A 23149-nucleotide genomic window follows, 5' to 3' on the forward strand; every position below is an offset into this window, starting at 1 on the left:
GACGCCTTCATTGGCGCGCTTCTTCTTCGCTGGGGGCGGTGAGCGCAAGCCTTCGCGTTCACCTGACGGCCCCCGAATCCTGCGCGGTTCGGGGGCTTTGTTGCGGTGCAGGGCGCTGAGCAGGAAGGAGGAAAGCCTATGGGAATGACGATTGCCGAGAAGATTCTGGCGGCCCACAGCGGCCACAATACGCTGACACCAGGGCAACTGATCGAGTGCAAAACCGACTGGGTGCTGTGCCACGAGATCACCACCCCCGCTGCCTTGCGGATGCTCGAAGAGCGCGGTATGGACCGGGTATTCAACCCCGACCAGATCGTGGCGGTGCCGGATCACTCGGTTCCGGCCATGAACATCAAGGCCGCCCAGATGTACCAGAAGCTCAAGAGCTGGGTCAAGGACAAGGGCATCAAGCACTTTTATGACGTGGGGCGCGGCGGCATTGCCCACGTGGTGCTGGAAAACACCGGCCTGATGAAGCCGGGGCAGACGCTGGTGTCGGGCGACTCGCACACCTGCAACGCCGGGGCGCTCGGCACCTTTGCCACCGGCGTGGGCAGCACTGACCTGGCCGGAGCCATCTACGCGGGCATGGTCTGGTTCAAGGTGCCGGAAACCATGCTGATCAAAGTGACCGGCCAGACCCAGCCGGGCGTGACGCCCAAAGACATCGTGCTGGAAGTCATCAAGCGCATTGGAGCCGACGGCGCCAACTACCTGGTGATGGAGTGGGTGGGCGACTACATCGACAACCTCGATATGGAAGGCCGCTTTACGCTGGCGAATATGGCCATCGAGGCGGGTGGCAAGACCGGCATCGTGGCGGTGGACGACACGACCCGCGCCTACATGGCTGAGCGCGGCGTCACGCCCGATCAGTACACCGAGTACCAGTCTGACCCCGACGCCAAGTACAAGGTCGTCGTCGAGGTGGACGCCTCTCAGGTCGAGCCGACGGTGGCCTACCCGCATATCCCCAGCAATGGCCGGGTGGCGGGCAGCGACCATATCGCCGTGACCCACGCCTACGTGGGCAGCTGCACCAACGGGCGTATCAGCGATTTGCGCGACGTGGCCCGCATCCTCAAGGGCAACAAGGTGGCCGAGGGCGTGCAGATGATCGTGGTTCCGGCCACCCAGCTGATCTGGAAGCAGGCGGCACAGGAAGGCCTGCTCGAAATCTTCGTGGACGCGGGAGCCAGCGTCTCGTACCCGTCGTGCGGCGCGTGCCTGGGCATGCACTCGGGCGTGCTGGGGCCGAACGACGTGTGTATCTCCTCGACCAACCGCAACTTCGTGGGCCGTATGGGCGACCCTTCGGCGGCGATTTACCTGGCCTCGCCTGCGACGGTGGCAGCCAGCGCGGTGGCGGGCTTCATCAGTGACCCGCGTGCCTACAACCACACCCTCGGCGGAGCGGCGGACTGATGGGCGACGCCAAGCGCCGCAAACAGCTCGGCCTGATGCCCACCGTGTATCCCTTTGAGGTGGAGCTGAACCGGAGCGGCACCCTGACGGAAGTCGTGATGCCCGAAGGCGAAGCGCAGCGCCAGCAGATCACCGCTACCCTGCGCCAGCTGCCCACCGGCCCGCAGTGGGACCAGTTCTACCGCACCGATTACGTCTCGGCGGGGCTGCCGGAAGAGCGCCTGATCACCCGCGAGGACGTGGAGAAGATTGCCGTGCCGCCGCGCCGCCGCATCGTGGGCGAGCTGGCGACCTGGCCCGCGGGCAACCACCAGACCGAGCCCGGCGAGCTGAAGGTGGAAGGTGCCGAGCACACCTGGCTGAGGCTGCGCAGCCAGCAGCATGCTTTCGAGAACCAGCCCTGGCAGCAGTTCCCGGAGCTGGAAAACACCGAGGAGTGGCTCGGTTACCTCTTTCAGCACCCGGCCCTGCAGTTGGAGGGCGAGGTCGAAGGCCGCTACAGCGCCGAGCAGACGGCAGACGGCCAGCTCAGCTGGACGCCGGAGCCGCCCGAGGAACAGCGCGCCGCCTTAGACAATCTGGCCCGCCGCTGGCACGGCGAGACGCCGGACGACTGGGCCGCCATTCACGCCGAGCGGCTGGGCGAGGAAGATGCGGCCTCGGTCAGCGTGCCGCAGGTTTTGCGTTCCACCTTTGAGCTGCGGCGGCCTTCACCGCTGCGCTCGTTTCTGTCGGCCCCCTTCGATTTGATCGGCGAGCTGGAAGTCTTCCCCGACGCGGCTGGGCAGGCGTACTCGCTGGACGCTCAGACCTGGCAGGACTACCCGGTCAGTGAGTCGGACGACGGTGAGGACTTCGGCGACTTCACCGATGTGGAGACCTTCAGCGCCACCGTCTGGGCAGGCGGACGCATGGAGTGGCCCGTGGAAGCGCTGGATGCAGACGCGGCCCAGCGCCTCACCGCTGATCTGCTGGCCTACACCGGCGCGGACGATGCGGCGGCCTGGGCCAGCTACACCGGGGGCGTGCTGACCTCCTTCTACGAACTCGAACCGGACACCGCCCTGCCGCACGTACAGGCCATCAAGATCAGCGTGCCGAACGATCTGTACGAAGACGAGGAGGATAGCGATTCGTTCGAGGCCCAGGTCATTGAGGACGAGATCAGTTTTGACGGCGACACCTGGCATGACCTCTACGAAGACCTGCCTGATGAACTGACCACCGCGACGCAGGAGGAGAACTAATGCCCAGAGTCCACGTATTTGCCCGTGACCACATCAACACCGACGAGATCATTCCGGCCCGCTACCTGACCACCGACATCGAATCCGAACTCGCCAAATTCGCCATGGAAGACTACGACAAGGACTTTGTCAACCGCGTCAAACCCGGCGACATCATGGTGACCGGGGCCGATTTCGGCTGCGGCTCCTCGCGTGAGCACGCAGTGTGGTGCCTGCGCGGGGCCGGGGTGAGCGTCATCCTCGCACCCAACTTCGCCCGGATTTTTTACCGCAATGCCATCAACAACGGCTTTCTGGCGCTCGAATCCGAAGATGTGGTGGCGGCCTTCGAGGACGGCGACGAGGCCGAACTCGACATGGAGGCGGGCAAGATCACCAACCAGCGCACTGGCCAGAGCGTGACCTTTCAGCCGGTGCCGCAGTTCGCACTCGACGTGAAGGCGGCGGGCGGCTGGCTGGAATACATGCGTGATCACTCCAAGGCCGAACTGGAAGACGAGACGCTCAGCGCCGAGAGCACCGAGGCTGGGCACGGCCACCCCGGCCATGACAGTGACGAGAACTTAGCGCCGGGCACCCAGCGTGCCTAAAGTCGTGGTGCTGCCCGGCGACGGTATCGGGCCGGAGATCTGTAAGAGCGCGGTGCAGGTGCTGCAAGCAGTCGCGCCGGATGTGGAGCTTGACTACCAGCTCCTCGGCGGCGGCGCCTATGACCAGACCGGCTCACCGTTTCCCGACGCCACCCGCGAGGCAGTCATGAACTGCGACGCGGTGCTGCTCGGCACGGTGGGCGGCGCGCAGAACTCGCCCTGGAACAGCTTGCCGCGTCCGCTGCGCCCCGAGTCGGGCCTGCTGCAACTGCGCCAGGCGTTGGGCGTCTACGCCAATTTACGCCCGGTGAAGGTGATGCCGGGGTTAGAAAGCCTCTCGCCGCTGCGCGAGGACCTGGCCCGTCAGGTGGACGTGCTGATCGTGCGCGAACTGCTGGGCGGCGCGTACTTCGATCCCCGGCGTGCCATCGAGGGCGAGAGCGCCTACAACACCATCGGCTACAGCAAGTCAGAAGTGGACCGGGTGGCCCGCGTGGCGTTCGATGCCGCCAGGGCGCGCAAGAAAGAAGTGACCAGCGTGGACAAGGCCAACGTGCTGGAGGTCTCGGAGCTGTGGCGCGGCGTGGTGCAGAACCTGCGCGACAGCGAGTACCCCGACATCTTGCTGGAGCACGAATACGTGGACTCGGTGGCGATGCTGCTGGTCAAGACGCCGGGCAGGTACGACGTGATCGTCACCGAGAATCTGTTCGGCGACATCCTCTCTGACCTCGCCGCCGTCATTCCCGGTTCGCTCGGCGTGATGCCCTCGGCCAGCCTGGGCGACGGCCCCGGCCTCTATGAGCCGATTCACGGCAGCGCCCCCGACATCGCCGGAAACGGCATCGCCAACCCCACCGGCACCATTCTCAGCGTCGCCATGCTGCTCAGGTACTCGCTGGGCCGAGGCGAAGAGGCCGGGCTCATCGAGGCCGCCGTGCAGGCCGCCCTGGAAAAAGTCCGCACACCGGACCTGGGTGGGCAGGCCACGACGCAGGAGCTGGGTCAGGCAGTGCTGGCGGGGCTGTAAGGTCGAAACGGCAGGATGAACGACAGGTCGCCCGGTGAGCTGGGCGGCCTGTTTCGTCGTTGTCCTCGTTCAGAACTCAGGGCAGGCGGTCGGCCTGATGGCGGGCCAGGCGGGCTTGCTCCTCGGCGGCCCATGTTTTCGCTTTCAGATAGCGCACCAGCAAAGATACGAGGTAAACCGGCAAGGCGAAGGAGCCGATCAAGATCAGAAGCTCAGGCAATCCCAAATTCGGCATGCCTCAGTTTATCAGGCGTCGTCTCTGAAGGCCGTCAGATTTTAACGGGTTCAGCAGCGCTGTTTGCCCGAGCCCCCTTCGTCTGCTCCGGTCGTCGGGGCGGTGGCGGCGCAGTGGTCTTCACAAGCAGCCACACCAGCACCAGCGTGGTGACGCCCAGCTTCAGAGTCTGCGCTTCCTCAGCCCAAAACATTGAACATCACGACGAGACAACCGACTACCCGATTGACACGGTGTTCAGGGCCGGTGAAGCCTGCATGTCTTCGTGCAGTGCCGCATCATCAGGCAGGCTGACCACTCTGTTGCGCCCCGCCATCTTGGCGGCGTACAGTGCGCGGTCGGCGCGGGCCGTACAGCTCTGAATGTCGTCTTTAGCGCTGCAGCAGGTCAGGCCGAAGCTGGCGGTCACGCCCTGGCCGTGGCTCACTAGCACCACCCTGCAGTTGCACCCGGAGCAGGTTGCCAAACGAGCTGAAAAATTGCCCTTTCCACAGCAGGGCAGACCAGGGAACGAGCACGCTGAGCAGATACATTCCAGCCGAGAACAGCAGGGCCTGCCGGTTCCCGAACATCAGGAAGGCCAGAATAGCCAGGGGCGTCAGTAGCCAGTAGGCCGAGCTGGCGAGCCAGACGACTTGAGCCGGATCGTCGGTGACGGTCAACAGCAACTGGGACAGCACGATCAGTGCGTTCACGGCGAAGACGGCCCGCTCGGCCACCACCAGGGCTTGGTCTGCAGCAGCCACCAGGCGGCCCAGGCACACAGCGGGAGCTGCGCTAGGACCATGCCCACCTGTCCGTAATCGGGCGACGGACTGCTGAGCTGGGTCAGCAGCACGATCACAATGACGCCCATGCCCAGCGCGATTGCCCACAGATAGACCCGCCGTCTCAGATCGCTGGAGGTCGGCGCAAGCCGCGAGTGACGGGCCTGAGCGGGCAACTCTGAAGGTCGGCGCTGCTCATGGATGGGCATCTCTGTGTCTACAGTACGCCTGAAACGCCCGAGGGGTTGCTGAAGAAACTCACCCCCCAGACCAACTCGGCATCGCCTGCCCTGATGTGCACATCTAGACCTTTCTCGACTGCCCCTTGACCCCCGAGCCGCCCCACGCGTAAGCTGAAACCATGTACGCAAACGCGGCTGCCCTCGTGGTAGTAATTCTTGGCTCCGGGGGTTCACGGCGCTAAGTTCCGCGTGACGTTGTAACCCCCCGCCCCACACCCAGGGCGGGGGGTTTTTGCGTAGGGGCAAGGCAGGACAGCTTCAACAGGAGATCAGCGCATGACCCAGCCAGACCCGATCCAGCCCGATTCAGACCAGCGAGGCCAGCCGCAACCGACGGTGCCGGACATGACCGGCGCGAAGGCGCTATGGGCGACCCTGGCCGCACATGGCATCAACACGGTGTTCGGTTACCCCGGCGGCGCGATCATGCCGGTGTACGACGCCCTGACCTACTACCCGGAGGTGCGCCACATCCTGGCCCGCCACGAGCAGGGGGCCATTCACGCGGCGGAAGGCTGGGCCAAGGCGACTGGCCAGATCGGCGTGTGCATCGCCACCTCCGGCCCCGGTGCGACCAACCTGGTCACCGGGCTGGCCGACGCCATGATGGACAACGTACCGCTCTTGGCAATCACTGGCAACGTGGCGCGGCATCTGATGGGCACCGACGCTTTTCAGGAAGCCGACATCACCGGCATTACCCTGCCGATCACCAAGCACAACTATGTGGTGACTGACCCCGACGAGCTGCCGATGATCATCGCCGAGGCCATCCGCATCGCCCGCTCGGGGCGGCCCGGCCCGGTGCTGGTGGACATCCCCAAGGACGTGCAACTGGCTGCCTTTCACGGCGAGCTGGTGCGCCCGCAGGCGACTCCTGAAATGCCCGCGCCGCGTCCCGAGGCCATCGCGGCGGCACTCGAACTGCTCAAGTCAGCGCAGAAGCCGGTGCTGATGGTGGGTGGCGGCGCGCAGGGCGCGTCCAAAGAGATCACCGCGTTTGCCCGCGCCTGGCAGATCCCCACCATCACCACCCTGATGGGTCTGGGTGCATTTCCGGCCTCGGACCCGCTGTGGCTCGGCATGCCGGGCATGCACGGCAGCGTGGCCGCCAACCACGCCATCAGCCAGGCCGACGTGCTGATCGGCTTCGGGCTGAGATTCGACGACCGGGTGACCGGCCGGGTCAAGGATTTCGCGCCGCAGGCCCAGATTATTCATGTGGACCTCGACGCCGCCGAGATCGGCAAGATCGTGCGTGCCCATCTGCCGGTCAGGGCCGACGCGGCGCAGGCCGCTGTGGCGCTGACCGGGGACGCGGTGCCGTTCGAGCGGCCCGAATGGAATGCCCAGCTCGCCGAGTGGAAGACGCGCGGCGAACACCCGACCACCTGGGGTGCAGCGCAGGCGGTGCGGCAGGTCGTGGCCCGCCTGCGCCCCGACGACATCCTGACCACCGACGTGGGCCAGCACCAGATGCTCGCCGCCCAGCTCGCCCGCTTCGAGAAGCCGCGAAGATGGCTGACCTCCGGTGGCCTGGGCACCATGGGCTTCGGCTTTCCGGCGGGGCTGGGCGCGGCGATGGCCGAACCCCAGGTGACCAGCATCGTGATCGCGGGCGACGGCGGCTTTCAGATGACGGCCCAGGAGCTCGCCACCCTGACCAAGTACGACATCCGCAACGTCAAAATCTGCATCATCAACAACTCGTACCTGGGCATGGTGCGCCAGTGGCAGGAGCTGTTTCACGAGAAGCGCTACTCGGAAGTTTACCTGGGTGATTCCAATCCCGATTTCCTCAAGCTCGCCGACGCTTACAACATCAGGGGCTGGCGGGCCGACAACTCCGGCGATCTGGAAAGCGCGATCGACGCCTGGCTCTCGCACGACGGCTCGGCCCTCCTGGAAGTTGTGGTGCCCAATGAGCACGGCGTCTTCCCGATGGTTCCGGCGGGTGCGGCGCTCTACGAGATGATCGAGAACGAACCGGTGAAGGTGCCGGACCTGGGAGAGAAGATGAACACCCTCGCCAGCAACACCGCTGTCAGCGAAGTCAGCAGCGAGAGGAAGACGGAGGCCAGCCCGTGACGTCACCGATCCAGCCCACTCCCGACCACCTCGTGTCCGCCCTGGTGCGCGACGAACCCCGCGTACTGACCCGCATCACGTCTCTCTTCGGGCGGCGCGGCTACAACATCAAGAGCCTCAGCGTGGGCACCACCGAGATGCCCGGTGTGTCGCGCATGACCTTCGTGGTCAGCGGCGATAGGGGGGTGGTCGAGCAGGCCATGAAGCAGCTCGACAAGCTCCACGATGTGGTGAAGATTATCGATCACAGCCTGGAGAAGTTCGTGGACCGCGAGCTGGTGCTGGTCAAGGTGCGCGTCGAGAATACGGACCGCCGCATCGAGATTCGTCAGATGGCCGAGGATTTCCGCGCCCGCATCGTGGACGCCGGACACCACGCCCTGACCTTCGAGGTGACCGGCGACGAGGGCAAGATCACTGCCTTCATCGAGCAGATGCGGCCTTTCGGCATCCTCGAAACCATGCGGACCGGGCGCATCGCCCTGACGCGCGGCAGCAACGCCGACATTCCCAGCCACATCTACCACGAGGGCGAAACCCAGACGCTGGAGCCGCTGCTGCAAAGCGCGCCGCGCGAGGGCAAGGCGCGGGAAGTCAACAACCTGTTTTGAGCGATACGGCCTGCGGGCTAGAAAGCATGGGTGGGCGTGAGCGCCAACGCTCTATAGTCGTTTCTGCTGCTTTCGGCCCAAAGCCCAGGGCTTTTTGTTCCCAGCCTGGCGGCAAGAGAACCCCCATTCAAGGAGATCGACATGGCCGCAAAAATGTACTACGACAAAGACGTCTCGCTTGCCCCCATCGAAGACAAACTGATCGCCATCATCGGTTACGGTTCACAGGCGCACGCCCACGCCCAGAACCTGCGTGACAGCGGCCTGAACGTGGTCGTCGGGCTGCGAGAAGGCTCCAGCAGCCAGGCCAAGGCCGAGCAAGCGGGCCTGCGTGTCGCCAGCATCGAGGACGCCGTGAAGGAAGCCGACGTGGTGATGCTGCTGATTCCCGACGAGAACCAGCCCAAGACCTACACCGAGAGCATCGAGCCTCACCTGACGGCAGGCAAGGCCCTGGCCTTCGGGCACGGCTTCAACATTCACTTCGGGCGCATCAAGCCGCCTGCTAACGTAGACGTGTTCCTGGTGGCTCCCAAAGGCCCCGGCCACATGCTGCGCCGCGTGTACGCTGACGGAGCAGGCATGCCCAGCATCTTCGCTGTCGAGCAGAATGCCAGCGGCCAGGCCGTAGACATCGCGTTGGCCTACGCGCGCGGCATCGGCGGCACCCGCGCAGGCGTGCTCGAAACCACCTTCAAGGAAGAAACCGAAACCGATTTGTTCGGTGAGCAGAGCGTGCTGTGCGGCGGCGTCACCCACCTGATCCAGGCGGGCTTCGAGACGCTGGTGGAAGCCGGGTATCAGCCGGAAATCGCCTACTTCGAGACGCTGCACGAGGTCAAGCTGATCGTCGATCTGATCTACGAGAAGGGCTTCGAGGGCATGCGCCACTCGATTTCCAACACCGCCGAGTACGGCGACTACGTGACCGGGCCGCGGATCATCACCGATGAGACCAAGGCCACCATGAAAGAAGTGTTGACTGATATCCAGAGCGGCAAGTTCGCCCAGAGTTTCATCCAGGACGCCGAGTCGGGCTTTCCCTACATGAACGAGCAGCGCGGCAAGATGCGCGACCATCAGCTCGAAGTTGTCGGCAAGGAACTGCGCGACATGATGCCGTTCATTACCAAAAAAGAGCTGGAAGTCTAAACGCTCAGCGCGCCCGGCGGCCCGACCTCCCCGATGTGGAGAGCGGGCCGTTTGCCTTGCCCAGCGTCCGCTTCGTCGGCATTCCACTGCTGATCCATGACTGCTCAAGGTGCTGTGACCCGGCCTCCTGCGGTGCTTCCCGCTGCACCCTCACGCCCCCCACTGGCCGCTGCCCAAGCGCCGCACCGTGACGTAAACTGAAGCCAGAATGACTTTTCCCTCCCCCGAACGTTCCCTGCCCCTGATCGTCAGTGCGGGCGAAGCCCTGACCGACCTCGTCACCGCTGGAGGCAACCAGTGGACCGCCCACCCCGGCGGTGCGGCTTGGAACGTGGCCCGCGCCTGCGCCCGACTGGGCGTGCCGAGCGCATTTGCCGGAGCGGTGGGTCAGGACAATTTCGGTGACGATCTGGTGCGCGCGTCAATAGAAGCGGACCTTGATCCGCGCTTCTTGCAGCGCTTTCCATCACCCACCCTGATGGCGGTGGTGTATTCGGCCAACCCGCCCGCCTACCGCTTTCTGGGCGAGAACAGCGCCGATCTGATGTTCGACCCCGGTCACCTGCCGGGCGGCTGGCTCGGCGCGGCCCGCTGGCTGCATGTGGGCGGGATCAGCTTGGTGCGCTGGCCGCTGGCCGACACGCTGCTGGGCCTGATCGAGAACGCCCGCGCGGCGGGCACGCACATCAGCTTCGATCCCAACGCCCGCATCGTTCACCGCAACCCCGCCTACCTGCCGGTGTTCGAGGCGGTGGTCAAGCGCTCAGACCTGATCAAGTTCAGCGACGAGGACCTGGCCTTCTTCTTCGCCGGGCAATCCGAAGATGACGCCCTGCGTTACCTGCGCGGCCTCAATCCGCACGCGCCGATCATCGTGACGCGCGGGGGCCTGGGCGCGAGCCTGTACCATTCGGCGGGCCGGGTCGATCTGCCCACGCTGCCAGTCACGGTGGCCGACACGGTCGGTGCGGGCGACGCGCTGTGCGCCGGGCTGCTGGTCAGCGCCACCCAACAGCCGCAGGCCCTGTGGACCGAGCACCTTCAGATGGGCCTCAAGGCGGCGGCAGTGGCCTGTTCGCACCCTGGAGCCTACGCCCCGACCCCCGAGGACATCGCGGCGCTGAGCTAGGCTGAAGCGTGCCCGCCCAACCTGAGCCTACCCTGCCCAAACCTGCTCTGCCCGACCACCGCAGTGCCTGGCGGCGCAGGCTGGGCGATCTGATTTTCGGCCTGGACACGCCGCTGGCCCGCGCCTACGACGTGGCATTGATCGCCACCATCGGTTTGAGCGTCTTCAGCGTGATGGTGGAAACCGTCGCCAGCCTGCAACCGGTGTTCGGCAGGGTCCTGCGCGATCTGGAATGGATCTTTACCGTGGCCTTTACCCTCGATTACCTGGGCCGGCTCATCAGTGCCCGGCGGCCCTGGCATTACGCCCGCAGCTTTTACGGCGTCGTCGATCTGCTGAGCATCTTGCCCTCATACCTGGCGCTGTTCTTCTTCGGCACCCAGTACCTGCTGGTCATCCGGGTGCTGCGGGTGCTGCGGCTGTTCCGGGTCTTCAAGCTCACCCGCTACCTCTCTGAGGCTGATCTGCTGGGTGAAGCGCTGCGGGCCAGCCGCGCCAAGATCACGGTGTTCATGGTCACGGTGCTGTCGCTGGTGCTGGTGTTCGGCACGCTGATGTACCTCATCGAAGGCCCCAAACATGGCTTTACCAGCATTCCCACCAGCGTTTACTGGGCAGTCGTGACCATCTCTACCGTCGGTTACGGCGACATCTCGCCGCAAACGCCGCTGGGCAAACTGGTGGCCAGCGTGGCGATGCTGTTCGGCTACGGCATCATCGCGGTGCCCACCGGCATCGTCACGGCCGGCCTGGTGCGTGCCCAGGAGCGGCGGCGGCTCGACGCCTGCCCGCAGTGCGGTCTGACCGGCCATGAACCCGATGCCCGGCACTGCAAGCGCTGCGGCGCGTTGCTGCGCCCGGCAGCTCCGGAAACCGAACCATAAAACCCCCGAGCCTTTCGGCTGGGGGGCTGCACTCCCGGTTAAAGGGATCGTTCGCTGAACGGTTACTTCAGTTCGACTTTTGCGCCGGCGGCTTCGAGCTGGGCCTTGAGCTTCTCGGCCTCGTCCTTGTTGATGCCTTCCTTGAGCGCGCCGCCCTTCTCGCTCAGGTCCTTGGCTTCCTTGAGCCCCAGACCGGTGATGGCGCGGATTTCCTTAATCACGTTGATCTTGGAAGCTCCGGCATCGATCAGGACCACGTCGAACTCGGTCTTCTCTTCGGCCACCGGGCCAGCGGCGGCGGGACCAGCCACGGCGACGGCGGCGGTCACGTTGAACTTCTCCTTGATGGCGTCGATCAGGTCGGCCAGTTCGAGGAGGGTGATGTTGGAGAGATCGTCGAGAAACTGCTCTTTGTTAAACGCCATGATGAAGCTCCTTTGGGGTGCTGTGATTTGAGGGGTTGTGATTTGGAGTGGAAGGAAAGCTGCGAAAGCCCGGAAGGCTCAGGCCGCAGCTTCTTCGAGCTGGGTCTTGTATGCTTCCAGAATCCCCACGAAGTTGCTCTGGTGAGCGCCCAGCACGCCGACAAGTTCGGAGTAGAGCTGGTCTTTGGTGCCCAGGCTGGCGAGGCGCGCCACGGTGGCGAGGTCAACGCGCTTGCCTTCAAGGAAGCCCGCCTTCATGGCCGGGATGCCCTTGTCGTTGGTCTTGGCCGACTCGCTGAGCATCTTGGCGACGCCAGCAGGATCGTCCTGGGCCACCACGATGGCGCTCGGTCCTTTGAGGGCGTCGCTGAAATCGGTCTCGCCCAGCGCCAGGTTGATTAGGGTGTTCTTGGCGACGATGATGCGCCCACCCTTGTCGACGACCTGCTTTCGCAGCGCGCCGAGCTGACCGGCACTGAGGCCCTGGTAATCGACAACGAAGAATGTCTCGATGCCTTCCAGGGACGCTTTCAGCGTGGCCAGAATGTCTTGGTTGCGTTGGTTCGGCATAAGGTGCGAACCTCCTTCTTGAAACGAAAAACGCTTTGAAGTCAAAACTTGAAGCGTCGAGTCCGGTGCGCGTGAGGCGCGTTCCGAACAGCTCGGCGGGCAGGGTTTAAACCTTGTGGGGCTGTCAACCTTGGCAAAGGTACCCGCTGTCTACGGTGCCGCGAACGAAGGTGCCTGAATGCACCGGGGTGCCGAAATTGGGACGGGGAAGACGGGGTGTTGCCTTGGCCTTCTCCGGAAGAACTTTAAGTCGGGACTACTGGGCCTGGGCACCCAGCGTCAGGGGAATACTCGGCCCCATGGTGCTGGTCAGGTAGGCGCTGCGCAGGTAGACGCCCTTAGCACTGGCGGGCTTGGCTCCTTCGAGGGCACTCAGCAGCGCCTGATAGTTCTCGCTGAGATTGCCGTTCTCGAAGCTGGCCTTGCCAATCGGCGCATGAACCACGCCGGTCTTGTCATTGCGGAACTCGATGCGTCCGGCTTTGAGGCTTCTCACCATGCCGCCCACATCGGGGCCGACGGTGCCGCTCTTGGGGTTGGGCAAGAGTCCGCGCGGCCCCAGCAAACGCGCCAGCTTCTGACCGACCTGGGCCATCATGTCGGGGGTGGCGACCACGGCGTCGAAGTCCATGAAGCCTCCGGCGATGCGCTCGATCAGGTCCTCGCTGCCCACCACGTCGGCTCCGGCGGCTTCGGCGGCGGCCACGTTCTCGCCCTTGGCGATCACAGCCACACGCACGCTGCGGCCCGTGCCGTGCGGCAGCGCCACCGTGCCGCGCACGTTCTGATCACTCTTGCGCGGGTCGATGCCGAGGCGAAAGTGCACTTCCACCGTCTCGTCGAACTTGGCGGTGGCCAGTTCCTTGACCAGAGCGGTGGCCTCGTCCATGCTGTAGTACTTGCTGCGGTCGACCTTGCCGACCAGAGCGTTGTAGCGCTTGCCGTGCTTAGGCATTGGGGCCTCCCTCGATGGTAACGCCCATGCTGCGCGCGGTGCCCGCGACGGTGTTGGCGGCGGCTTCCACGCTGCCCGCGTTGAGGTCGGGCATCTTGGTCTTGGCGATTTCCAGCACCTGGTTCCAGTTGAGCTTGCCGACCTTGGCCTTGTTGGGCGTGGGGCTGCCCTTGCTCAGCCCGGCGGCCTTGCGGATCAGGTAGCTCATCGGCGGGGTCTTGGTGATGAAGGTAAAGCTGCGGTCGGCGAAAATGGTGATCTCGACGGGGATGATCGCGTCACCCTTGTCGGCCGTCAGGGCATTGAACTCTTTGGTGAACTGCATGATGTTCGCGCCGTATTGACCCAGCGCGGGGCCGACGGGCGGGGCCGGGGTGGCCTTGCCTGCCGGAAGCTGCAACTTCACGATGCCGGTAATTTTCTTCATTTCTTCTCCTTAGCTCCCCCGCACGGGTTGCCGGCTGGCCGGGACGTGGTTGGGGTGCTGACGCTAAGCTCCGCCACGTCAAAAACGCGGCAGCAACTTTTTAATTTTACTTGCTGATCTGCGAGAAGTCCAGCTCAACCGGCGTCTCGCGCCCGAAGATACTGACCAGCACCTTGACCTTGGCCTGACTCAGGTTGACCTCGCTGACCACGCCGCTGAAATCGGCGAACGGACCGGTCGTGACGCGCACCATGTCGCCCGCCTTGAAATCGGCCTTGACACGTGGCGCGGCAGCCACCTCGGCCTGCTGGGTCACGCCCACTGAGACGAGCAGGCGCTGCACCTCGTCTTGCGCCAGCGGCACCGGGTAAGTGGTGGTGCCGACAAAACCCGTCACGCCGGGGGTGTTACGTACCGTCTCCCAGCTCTCGCCGAGTTCGCCGGGCGAATCGTCGTCCTCGATGTCCATTTGCACGAAAACGTAGCCGGGAAACAGCAGTCGCTCGACGGTTTCTTTCTTGCCGCCCTCGCGCAACTCCACGGCCTTCTCGCTGGGCTGCAACACCTGGAAGATCTTGGTGCCCTGCATGCCGAGCTTGCGGGCACGCTCCATCAAGGTCTTCTCGACCCGTTCTTCCTGGCCGATATAGGTATGCACGGCGTACCACTCGATGCTCATGGCAACACCAGTTTCACCAGCGCGCCGAAGACCTTGTCGAGCAGGAAGACAATCAGGGTCAGGCCGATCACGAAGATCAGCACCGCCTGACTGCCCTCAAACACCTGCTCACGGGTCGGCCAGCTCACCCGCGAGAGTTCGCCCTGGGCGTCTTTGAAATACTGCACGATGTTCATGACCTCACCTCAAAGAAGGGCGAAAAAGAAATCGAAACCGCCCCCGGTGCGCTCTTACACCGCCACCGGGGCGAGCGCGGGATCAGACCTTTTTCTCCTTGAAGGGCACATGCTTCTTGGCCACCGGGTCGTACTTCTTGAGTTCCAGCTTGGCCTGGGTGTTGCGGCGGTTCTTGGTGGTGGTGTAGTAAAAGCCCGTGCCAGCGGTGCTTTCCATCTTGATAATCATGCGCGGTCCGTCTTTCGCCATGTTCCTTCTCCTTTTCGTCCGGCTGGTCGTGCGCCGCCTGGCGTGTGCGTGGGCGGGCCGACTGACCGAACTCCCAGTGTCCTCTGCCGCTTGGGGTGCTCCTGCCTGCCGGTCTCGGCGGTGAAGGAGCGCGGCCCTGGCGGCGGCGGCTGGCTGGTCAAGCCTGCCTTACGGCAGACAGCGCCCACGAGTATACGGTGAAGTGGGAGCGCTGTCCAGCTGGGACCAGATTCTGTTCGGTACGAAATCAGCCGCTACACTCGTGGCATGCCCATCAAGACCGGCTCTGTGACGACCGCCCAGCTCCGCGCCGCCGCACTCGGCACGCTGAAGGCCCAGCCCGACGTACAGACGGCCCTCAATGAGATGGGCTTCGTGCAGGCCGATCCGATCCGCGCGCCGGCCCGCGCCCAGGACCTGACCTTGATGCAGCGGGTACCGGGATACCGGGCGGGCGATCTGGAGCGGCACTACCTGGCGCTGGACGTGGAGGAGGACATGCTGCCTAATTACGGCTTCGTGAGCCGCGCCGTTTACCGGCTGCTGCACCCCCGCGCCCAGCCTGAACTGAAGATCGAGCGTGACGCGCCGGGCCTCGGCGAGCAGGTGCTGGCCTACGCGCAGGCGCACGGTGAGGTGCATCCGAGAACGCTCGAACAGGTTTTCGGCAAAATCAGGGTTGGCAATGCCTGGGGCGGCAGCAGCAACGCCGCGACCCGCAGTCTGGAGGGCCTGCACCGCCGTGGGCTGTTGCGGGTGGTGCGGCGCGAGAAGGGTGTCAAGGTCTACGGCCCGGCCCAGACCCACGCGGGTCAATCCGGTTCGGACCTGCCAAGCACCCACGCGCCGCTCAGTGCTCAGGAGCGGGCAGACGGGATCGTGCGGCTCCTGGTGCGGCTCTACGGCCCGCTGCCGAGAACCAGCCTGGGGTATCTGCTCTCGCTTTCCGGCTACGGCGCGCCCGGTCTTCAGGCTGAACTGCGCGGGGCGCTGGCCGAGCTGGCAGGGGGCTGGCTGGAGACCGCCGAAGTAGACGGCCAGACCTACTTCTGGTCCGCTGAGGACAATCTGGAGGTGGGTCCTGTTTCCAGCGTGCGTATCGTCGGCCCCTTCGATCCGCTGGTGTGGGACCGCCGCCGCTTCGTGCACCTGCACGGCTGGACCTACAAATTTGAAGCCTACACGCCGCCGGCCAAACGGCTGATGGGGTACTACGCCCTGCCGCTGTTCTGGAACGAGAAGGCTGTGGGCTGGGCCAATTTGAACGTCGAGCAGGGGCGGCTCGTCAGCGACCTCGGCTTCGTGCCGGGCGTGCGGCAGACCGTGAAGCTTCGCAAGGGAATTGAGGCGGAGTTGGAGCGCTACCGAAGGTTTCTACAGCTTGAAGAGTAGACCCGCCGATCATAAATTTGCACGTAACGTCAACGAATCGAGGAACTGTCAGGCCCGTTAGCAGCTTTGACTGCTCTTCTCCTTTGCTGCTGCTGCGCAGGAGGTTAACCCTTGAAGGTCGATGTCTGGCTCTACTGGTTCTGGGTGACGTCGATTCCCGGTGTCACGGCGCTATATATCAGCAGCTCCGGCAAACGCTGGGCTGGCTGGTGAGGTTTGCCGGTCAGCTGTTGTGAACCGCCCACGCCCGCAAGGACTGGAACTGGCGTGGCAACGTGAGGCTGGGTCAACTCAGCCGCGCTGGTCTGCAGGTGCGGAGAGGTCCGCTGAAGCGTGTAGCGCCGCCACAGACGCAAATCCCCCCACGAATAGCGCTATCCGCAATTCGTGAATGAATGCTTCGAGCCACGCCTCCACCGCCTCGGCACTCTCTAGGGCGGGAGCGAGCAGGGGCCGGGCCACCGCCACTGCCTGCGCGCCCAGCAGCAAAGCCTTGGCGGCGTCCAGACCGCTGCGGATGCCCCCTGACGCGATCAGCGGCAGCTGCGGCACGGCTGCGCGGACCTCGCGCAGCGCCTGGGCCGTCGGCAAACCGATCTCGCACAGATCGGGGCTGCGAACCTCGCCCCAGCGGGCCAGCGCCTCCACCCGCGCCCAGCTGGTGCCGCCCGCGCCCGCCACGTCGAGCACCGCGAAGCCTGCCGCCGCCGCCATGCGGGCCACCCCGGCGCTCAGGCCGTGCCCGACTTCCTTGAGCAGCAGCGGGGAGGGCACATTCGGCACCACCTCGCCGAGCCGCGCCGCTATGCCCGCCCAGTGGGTGTCGCCGCCGCGTTGCAGGGCTTCTTGCAGCGGGTTGGCATGAATCGCCAGGGCGTCCGCGCCGATCAGGTCAATGGCCCGCGTGATCTCAGCGGCCCCGTAGCCCTTGAGCAGCTGCGCCGCGCCCAGGTTGCCGATCAGCAGGATATCCGGGGCATAGACGCGCACCTGAAAACTGCCGAGCGCCGCCGGGTTCTCCAGCATCACCCGCTGGCTGCCCAGCATCAGCCCCAGGCCGAGTCGCTGGGCGGCCTGGGCCAGGTGGCGGTTGATTCGGGCCGAGTTCTGCGCGCCGCCGGTCATCGCCCCAATCAATACGGGCGCGCTCAGCGACTTGCCGAGAAAAGTGGTGGTAAGGTCCACCGCGTCCAGGTCGAGTTCCGGCAGGGCACGGTAGGGCCAGACCACCCGCTCCAGCCCGGTGGTCAGGGTCTGGTACTGGCTCTCTGGAAGTAAGCACGCCTCGATGTGGCGCAGTTTACGCTCGGTGATGGGTTCGGTGTTCACGGTCTGCCTGTCGGAAGGAGCATCGCCCCCCAGCTTATCCGCTGCGGACTGAGCGCTCCGGACCAATCCCCACGTTCTTCAGCGGGCTCTGGAGTCGCGCACCGCCCGCAGCAGACGCTGCAAGGCGTCGGTCACGTTGAGCGCCTCCTCGCGCACTTTGGGGTCTTTGCTCAGCGTTCCCAGACGTTCGGTGGCGTCGCGGGCCAGCTTCAGCACGGCGGCGGTGGGCAGCTTGATGGGTGTTTTGGGCATGTGTAGCAGTCTGCGCCTGAACGGTTCCTGAAAAAGCGGTGCGGACCGCTTGCTCAGTGCGGCTGCTCGATCAGCCAGTAGGCCCCGTAAGGTTCCAGTGCCACCTCCTCGTTGGTGAGGTTCCACTCATGATTGCTGACGGCGTCGCGCGGGAAGTCGCCCACCACCTCGCGCAGCACCCAGGCGGGCAGCGGCTGAAACTCATCGGTGAAGTTATAGACGCCCAGCATCTGGCCCAGCGGGTGAGAACGCCGCAGCAGCAGCGTGTGTTCGTTGGGGCTGTGCACGACCCGCGCCTCAATGCTGGCGTGCAGGTGCGGCAACTGCTGGCGGGCGCGGATAAGCTGCTTTATGGCGGCGTACATCTGCCCGGCGGGGGTGGCCAAGTCGAAACGCTCCTCGGCCCGCTCCCAGTTCATGGCCTGGCGATGCAGCCAGCGGTTGTCGGAGGCGTGTTCCGGCACGTCCTGGTAGCTTTCGTCGTTGAGCAGGGCCAGCTCGTCACCCATATATAGCAGCGGCACGCCGCCGTAGCCGAGCGTCACGGCATGCAGCAGGCGCAGGCGGGCCAGGGCCAGGGCCACATCCTCCGGGGTTTGCGCCGCCTCCAGTCCGGCCAGGCTGGCTGCCGAGCCGCTGATCCGGCGGTCTCCAGTGCGCGGGTTGGCCTGAAAGACCTGCCCGCGCGCGAACGAGCCGGGGAGTTCGCCGCTGTAGAAGTCGCTCAGGAAGGCCCGGTGGCCCCAGCCCACGGTACCCGCCATGCCCGCGTCGTGATCGCTGATGGCCCAGCCGATGTCGTCGTGGCAGCGCACATACAGCCCCCAGGTGGTGTTGGTCGGTTTGGGCGCAAAGGCCGAGAGGGCCTGCTCGAAGAGCCGGGTGTTGCGGCTGGCCAGGCTGCTCCACAGCTGCACCATCAGCGAGTTGTGGTAGGCCATGTCCGACACCTTACCGGCGTGGTCGCGCTTGCCCAGGTAGGCGATCAGGTCGCCGGGCGAGACGATGGCCTCGGCCTTGAAGGCGACTGCCGGGGCCACGATGCGGGCGCAGGCGCGCAGGGCGCGGGTCAGGTCATGGACTTCCGGCTGGTTTTGCGAATCGGTGCCCAGCCGTTTCCACAAAAAGGCGATGGCGTCGAGCCGGAAGATTTCCACGCCCTGGTTGGCGAGGTACAGGATGATGTCCACGAACTCTAAAAACACGTCCGGGTTGGCCCAGTTCAGATCCCACTGGTAGCTGTTGAAGGTCGTCCAGACCCAGCTGGCGGCCTCCTCGTTCCAGGTGAAGTTGCCCGGCGCGAAATCCGGGAAGATCTCCGGCAGACTGCGCTCGTAGGCGTCGGGCAGCTGGCGGTCCGGAAACAGCAAAAAATAGTCGCGGTACTTGGCTTCCCCGGCCCTGGCCCGCGCAGCCCACTCATGTTCCTGGGCCACATGGTTGACCACCAGATCGAGTTCCAGGCTGATGCCCCGCCCGCGCAGTTCGCTGGCCAGCGCCCGCAGATCGTCCATGCTGCCGAGATCTTCTCGTACGGCGCGGTAATCGGCCACCGCGTAGCCGCCGTCGTTCTCCCCGGCACGGGGTTTTAAAAGCGGCATCAGGTGCAGGTACTTGATGCCCAGCTCCTCCAGGTAGCCGAGCCGCTGCAACACGCCGCGCAAATTTCCCGCGAAGCGCTCGGTGTAGGCCACGTAGCCGATCATCTCCGGCACCTGCAGCCAGTCGGCGCGCAGCAGCCGCGCCTCGTCGAGCCGTTTGAGGTTACCTGGGCGCTCGGCCAGTGAGCGGCGCAGCAGCGCTTCCAGCCGGGGCCACAGGGTATTGACCTGTTCACCGTAGACCGTCCGCAGACTGCTTTCCAGATCCTGACGGTAGCGCTCCAGCCGGATGTCGAAGGTGGCGAGGTCGTGGCCGCTCAGCTCGGCTGTGTCAGTAGGCGCACTCCTGGAAGGTGCTCTGGCTTTGCGGGGTTTGGCCGGAGCCGCCGTGTCTGCCGTGCTCGCTGCTTCGGCGGCTTTCTTTTGGCGTGTTGGCCGAACGGACGGGGCGGCCTCGGCCTCGGCTTGCTCCGGCGGGACTGGGTTGCTGGTGGCCGGACGGGCCGCCCCCTTACGTGGGGCGCGGGGCGTTTTGGTGGGTGCGGCGGATGAAGCGGGCGCGGGCTGAGCAGGAGCAGATGGACCGGGAATCGGCTGGTCGGCAGCGCTGCGGGGCGGGTTCTCCGGGGCATCTGGGGCAGGCGGCTTGGTCATGCTCCCAGCATAGCGGGGCGAAATGGGAACGGTTCCACTCTGTGGTGCGCTGTGACTCCCACTCTATTTGCCCGGGCTGTTTCTCACCCAGCTCCCTTTTTGGCAGGGCCGCCCGGCGCTAGGCTGATCGGCAGTTCCCCACTCTTGCATCACCCGACTGATCGTCCTGTTTTCCCGTTCATTGTTTTGGAGGTTTCATGAAACGATTTCTGAGCGCGACCCTGGCCCTGAGTGCCGCCCTCGCCGCCTCGCCTGCGCTGGCCGCCGTCACCGGAGGCAGCGCTGCGCCTGCGACCAGCACGGCCAAGCCGTCACCGGTGCTGAGTGCCGCCAACCCGGCGGCCAATTCGTTCAGCCTCACCCGCGACGTGAAGCGCACGGTGCTGAGTAACGGGCTGACGGTGCTGACCAAGGAAGTGCGCGGCGCGCCGGTCGTGACGGTGCAGGTCTTCTACAAGATCGGCTCGCGCAACGAGGCCCCCGGCGTCAACGGCATCGCCCACCAGCTCGAGCACCTGATGTTCAAGGGCACCACCGACCGCCCGGTGCAGTTTGGCCGGTTACTCGGCGCGCTCGGAGCTGACTTCAACGCCTTTACCTACTACGACCAGACCGCCTACCACGAAACCGTGGAGCGCGAGAAGGCGGGCGCGGCGCTGCAACTTGAAGCCGACCGGATGGTGAACGCCAAGATCGACCCGGCGGCGCTGACCAGCGAGCGCAATGTGGTCTTGTCGGAGATCGAGGGTGACGAGAACGACCCCGGTTACCGCCTGGAGCGCGCCGTGCAGGCAGCGGCCTTTCCGGGATCGCCCTACGGCCTGACGGTGGGCGGCACCCGCCAGGACATCGAGGGCTTCACGGCGCAGGAAGTGAGCGCCTACTACAAGAAGTACTACTCGCCCGAATACGCCACCCTGATCGTGGTGGGCGACTTCCATACCGCCGACATGATGAAGCAGATTCAGGCGGCCTTCGGCAAGCTGGGCAAGCCCGGCACCCTGCCGGTGACGACCAGTGCGGCACTGGTACCGGGCGGCAGCGAGGCCACCCTCGGCAAGTCGCCACCGAAAGCCCCCATCGTGCTCAAGGAAGCTGGGGCCACGCCGCTGCTCAACGCCGTGTACCCGCTGCCCGATGTCAGCAGCCCCGATGCTCCGGCCCTCAAGGTGCTCGACTACGTGCTGCTCTCGGGGCGCACCAGCAAGCTCTACCAGTCGATGTTCGAGTCCGGGCTGGCGGCCGACGGCGGCACGTTGCCCTACCAGTTCGCGCGCGGCGGCTGGTACTCGTTCAACTTCACCCCGACGCCCGACACCGATTTGCCCAAGCTCGACGCTGCCCTGCTGGCGACCCTGGCCGACGTGCGCACCAATCTGGTGAGCGCCGAGGAGATCGCTCGCGCCAAGACCAGCATCAGCACCAGCACGCTGCTCGACACCCGCTCGATCGAAGCGCAGGCCACCAGCCTGGGTATGGACGCCACCACGGCGGGCGATTACCAGTACACCGACAAGTTTCTGGCGGCCCTGCAAACCGTGACGCCCGAGGACGTGCGCCGGGTGGCCCAGAAATACCTCCCCGACAGCGCCCGCACGGTGGGCTACTTCGAGCCGACCAAGGCGGTGGAGGGCAGCGGCAACGCGGCCAGCGCGGGTGGGGCCACCCAGGAGGCCTTCAATGCTGGGCCACCCGTCGATCCCGCCGAGGTTGCCAAGTATCTGCCCGCCTCCCAGCCCTCGGGCCAGGCCAAGATCACCCTGCCCGACAAGTTTACCCTGCCCAACGGCATGACCGTGATGCTGCTGAAAGACACCTCGACCCCCACTGTCAGCCTCAGCGCCAACGTCAAGGCCGGGCGCGAGTTTGACACCGACACTAAAGCCGGACTGGTCGATCTTGTGGCAGCCAATCTGCTCTCGGGTACCCAGACCCGCGACGAACTGACTCTGGCCAAGCTGCTCGACGACGTGGGCGCGCAGCTCGCTCCGGCGGCCAACCGCTTCGGGGTGCAGATCGGTGGGGCCAGCCGCGACAAGGATCTGCCGGTGCTCTTGACCGCCCTTTCCGACATCCTGCAAAACGCCACCTTCCCGGCGGACCAGTTCAAGCGCGCCCAGGCCCGCGCCGTGCAGGGAGCCGTGCAGGCCAATGACGACCCCGGCAGCGTGGCCATCAAGGTGTTTCGCAAGACGCTGTACCCGGCGGGTAATCCCTGGCAGGTGTTTAGCAGCCCCGACACCATCGGCGCGCTGACCCGCCAGGACGCCCTCGACTTCTACAAGACCCACTACCGCCCCGACGCCACCGTGCTGACGCTGGTGGGCAATTTCGATCCAGCACAGGTCAAGACCCTGCTCAACCAGACCTTCGGCGGCTGGACCGCTTCCGGCCCGACCCCGCAGGTGGTCTACCCGGTGATCGGCAAGCCTGCCGGAATCGTCAAAGCCTCCGGCGATCTGCCGGGCAAGACCCAGGCGGTGACCTACCTGGGCTACCAGAGCATCGCCCGCAGTGATCCGCGCTACTACGCTTCCCTGGTGCTCAACGACGTGCTGGGTGGCAGTACCCTGTCGAGCCGTCTGGGTACCGAGCTGCGCGACAAGGAGGGCCTGACCTACGGTGTGGGCAGCAGCTTTGCGGCGCTCAAGCAGCCGGGGGCCTTTACCATCTCGCTGCAGACCAACCCCAAGGACACCGACAGGGCCGTTCAGGGAGCCATCAACATCCTCAAGGACGTGCGCGACAACGGCCTGAGCGCCACCGAGGTCGCCACCTCCAAGAACGGCCTGCTGAGCAGCTACACGGTGGGCTTATCCAACCCCGCCGCGCTGGCGGCCACCTTCACCAGTCTGGTGTCGGACGGGCTGCCGCTGAGCGAACTCACCGATTACCAGGCCAAGATCAACGCGGTGACGCCCGCAGCGGTAAATCAGGCCGCCAAAGAACTGCTCGACCCCGACAACGTCGTGGAAGTGACGGCCGGGCCGGGCAGCGGGAAATAAGCGCTGAACGTCAGGAAGGAGGCCACCCGCG

At 65.2% G+C, this 23149-nt stretch carries 24 protein-coding genes; 11 read left to right on the forward strand and 13 right to left on the reverse strand.

Features of this window, described 5'->3' with window-relative positions:
• The first annotated feature begins 138 nt into the window (after window positions 1-138).
• From GUI70_RS07430 to leuB, 4 genes are read left to right on the forward strand one after another with little or no spacing between them, the layout of a single operon-like run.
• Entirely contained in the window at window positions 139-1428 is a 1290-nt protein-coding gene (locus GUI70_RS07430; protein WP_161881665.1) for a homoaconitate hydratase family protein, read from the forward strand.
• Window positions 1428-2675 carry a hypothetical protein gene (locus GUI70_RS07435; RefSeq protein ID WP_161881666.1) on the forward strand — a complete coding sequence of 416 codons (1248 nt, stop codon included), beginning with the start codon at window positions 1428-1430 and terminating at the stop codon, window positions 2673-2675. The genes GUI70_RS07430 and GUI70_RS07435 overlap by 1 nt, the downstream gene beginning before the upstream one ends.
• Window positions 2675-3265 carry a 3-isopropylmalate dehydratase small subunit gene (locus GUI70_RS07440; protein ID WP_161881667.1) on the forward strand — a complete coding sequence of 197 codons (591 nt, stop codon included), beginning with the start codon at window positions 2675-2677 and terminating at the stop codon, window positions 3263-3265. Before GUI70_RS07435 ends, GUI70_RS07440 begins: the two co-directional genes overlap by 1 nt.
• On the forward strand, window positions 3258-4295 hold the full coding sequence (gene leuB / locus GUI70_RS07445; RefSeq protein WP_161881668.1) for a 3-isopropylmalate dehydrogenase: 1038 nt from the start codon (window positions 3258-3260) through the stop codon (window positions 4293-4295). The genes GUI70_RS07440 and leuB overlap by 8 nt, the downstream gene beginning before the upstream one ends.
• A 76-nt stretch (window positions 4296-4371) precedes the next feature.
• Here the strand turns inward: leuB and GUI70_RS07450 are convergent, their stop codons facing one another.
• From GUI70_RS07450 to GUI70_RS07460, 3 genes are all read right to left on the reverse strand, one after another.
• Window positions 4372-4530 (reverse strand): hypothetical protein, encoded by a 159-nt coding sequence (locus GUI70_RS07450; protein ID WP_161881669.1) that lies wholly within the window; start codon window positions 4528-4530, stop codon window positions 4372-4374.
• Window positions 4531-4901: 371 nt separating this feature from the next.
• On the reverse strand, window positions 4902-5276 hold the full coding sequence (locus tag GUI70_RS07455; protein WP_161881670.1) for a hypothetical protein: 375 nt from the start codon (window positions 5274-5276) through the stop codon (window positions 4902-4904).
• Entirely contained in the window at window positions 5222-5506 is a 285-nt protein-coding gene (locus tag GUI70_RS07460; protein WP_161881671.1) for a hypothetical protein, read from the reverse strand. Before GUI70_RS07460 ends, GUI70_RS07455 begins: the two co-directional genes overlap by 55 nt.
• A 378-nt stretch (window positions 5507-5884) precedes the next feature.
• On the opposite strand from GUI70_RS07460, the gene ilvB reads away from it, so the two are divergent.
• The 5 genes from ilvB to GUI70_RS07485 all read left to right on the forward strand — a co-directional run bounded on the left by ilvB (window position 5885) and on the right by GUI70_RS07485 (window position 11403).
• Window positions 5885-7627, forward strand: coding sequence for a biosynthetic-type acetolactate synthase large subunit (gene ilvB, locus GUI70_RS07465; RefSeq protein WP_161881775.1), 1743 nt, complete (start codon window positions 5885-5887; stop codon window positions 7625-7627).
• Window positions 7624-8238, forward strand: coding sequence for an acetolactate synthase small subunit (gene ilvN, locus GUI70_RS07470; protein ID WP_237724773.1), 615 nt, complete (start codon window positions 7624-7626; stop codon window positions 8236-8238). Before ilvB ends, ilvN begins: the two co-directional genes overlap by 4 nt.
• Before the next feature lie 141 nt (window positions 8239-8379).
• A complete protein-coding gene (gene ilvC / locus GUI70_RS07475; protein WP_161881672.1) occupies window positions 8380-9390 on the forward strand; it encodes a ketol-acid reductoisomerase in 1011 nt (336 codons plus the stop codon).
• Between the two features lie 208 nt (window positions 9391-9598).
• Window positions 9599-10519, forward strand: coding sequence for a carbohydrate kinase family protein (locus GUI70_RS07480; protein WP_161881673.1), 921 nt, complete (start codon window positions 9599-9601; stop codon window positions 10517-10519).
• Window positions 10520-10527: 8 nt separating this feature from the next.
• Window positions 10528-11403: an ion transporter gene (locus tag GUI70_RS07485; RefSeq protein WP_272952858.1), complete on the forward strand. Its 876-nt coding sequence runs from the start codon at window positions 10528-10530 to the stop codon at window positions 11401-11403.
• A gap of 62 nt (window positions 11404-11465) precedes the next feature.
• Here the strand turns inward: GUI70_RS07485 and rplL are convergent, their stop codons facing one another.
• The 7 genes from rplL to rpmG all read right to left on the reverse strand — a co-directional run bounded on the left by rplL (window position 11466) and on the right by rpmG (window position 14885).
• Window positions 11466-11828, reverse strand: a complete 363-nt coding sequence (gene rplL / locus GUI70_RS07490) for a 50S ribosomal protein L7/L12 (protein ID WP_161881674.1) — start codon at window positions 11826-11828, stop codon at window positions 11466-11468.
• Window positions 11829-11906: 78 nt separating this feature from the next.
• On the reverse strand, window positions 11907-12398 hold the full coding sequence (rplJ, locus tag GUI70_RS07495) for a 50S ribosomal protein L10 (protein WP_161881675.1): 492 nt from the start codon (window positions 12396-12398) through the stop codon (window positions 11907-11909).
• Between the two features lie 256 nt (window positions 12399-12654).
• Window positions 12655-13353 carry a 50S ribosomal protein L1 gene (gene rplA / locus GUI70_RS07500; protein ID WP_161881676.1) on the reverse strand — a complete coding sequence of 233 codons (699 nt, stop codon included), beginning with the start codon at window positions 13351-13353 and terminating at the stop codon, window positions 12655-12657.
• A complete protein-coding gene (gene rplK, locus GUI70_RS07505; RefSeq protein ID WP_161881677.1) occupies window positions 13346-13780 on the reverse strand; it encodes a 50S ribosomal protein L11 in 435 nt (144 codons plus the stop codon). The genes rplA and rplK overlap by 8 nt, the downstream gene beginning before the upstream one ends.
• Before the next feature lie 106 nt (window positions 13781-13886).
• Window positions 13887-14459 (reverse strand): transcription termination/antitermination protein NusG, encoded by a 573-nt coding sequence (nusG, locus tag GUI70_RS07510; RefSeq protein ID WP_161881678.1) that lies wholly within the window; start codon window positions 14457-14459, stop codon window positions 13887-13889.
• Window positions 14456-14635 carry a preprotein translocase subunit SecE gene (gene secE, locus GUI70_RS07515; RefSeq protein ID WP_161881679.1) on the reverse strand — a complete coding sequence of 60 codons (180 nt, stop codon included), beginning with the start codon at window positions 14633-14635 and terminating at the stop codon, window positions 14456-14458. Before secE ends, nusG begins: the two co-directional genes overlap by 4 nt.
• A gap of 82 nt (window positions 14636-14717) precedes the next feature.
• Window positions 14718-14885 carry a 50S ribosomal protein L33 gene (gene rpmG / locus GUI70_RS07520; protein ID WP_109826019.1) on the reverse strand — a complete coding sequence of 56 codons (168 nt, stop codon included), beginning with the start codon at window positions 14883-14885 and terminating at the stop codon, window positions 14718-14720.
• Window positions 14886-15152: 267 nt separating this feature from the next.
• Between rpmG and GUI70_RS07525 the strand changes: the two genes are divergently transcribed.
• A complete protein-coding gene (locus GUI70_RS07525; protein WP_237724774.1) occupies window positions 15153-16277 on the forward strand; it encodes a winged helix DNA-binding domain-containing protein in 1125 nt (374 codons plus the stop codon).
• 291 nt (window positions 16278-16568) lie between these two features.
• On the opposite strand, the gene fni is transcribed toward GUI70_RS07525, so the two are convergent.
• From fni to GUI70_RS07540, 3 genes are all read right to left on the reverse strand, one after another.
• Window positions 16569-17606: a type 2 isopentenyl-diphosphate Delta-isomerase gene (gene fni, locus GUI70_RS07530; protein ID WP_161881680.1), complete on the reverse strand. Its 1038-nt coding sequence runs from the start codon at window positions 17604-17606 to the stop codon at window positions 16569-16571.
• 78 nt (window positions 17607-17684) lie between these two features.
• Window positions 17685-17858 (reverse strand): hypothetical protein, encoded by a 174-nt coding sequence (locus GUI70_RS07535; RefSeq protein WP_161881681.1) that lies wholly within the window; start codon window positions 17856-17858, stop codon window positions 17685-17687.
• A gap of 53 nt (window positions 17859-17911) precedes the next feature.
• Complete coding sequence (locus GUI70_RS07540; protein ID WP_161881682.1) at window positions 17912-20113, reverse strand: amylosucrase; 2202 nt, start codon at window positions 20111-20113, stop codon at window positions 17912-17914.
• A 197-nt stretch (window positions 20114-20310) separates the two neighbouring features.
• Here GUI70_RS07540 and GUI70_RS07545 point away from each other — a divergent pair, with 197 nt between their 5' ends.
• A complete protein-coding gene (locus GUI70_RS07545; protein WP_161881683.1) occupies window positions 20311-23118 on the forward strand; it encodes a M16 family metallopeptidase in 2808 nt (935 codons plus the stop codon).
• The last annotated feature ends 31 nt before the right edge of the window (window positions 23119-23149 follow it).

The organism is Deinococcus alpinitundrae, assembly GCF_009982895.1.
GTDB classification, from domain to species: Bacteria; Deinococcota; Deinococci; order Deinococcales; family Deinococcaceae; genus Deinococcus; species Deinococcus alpinitundrae.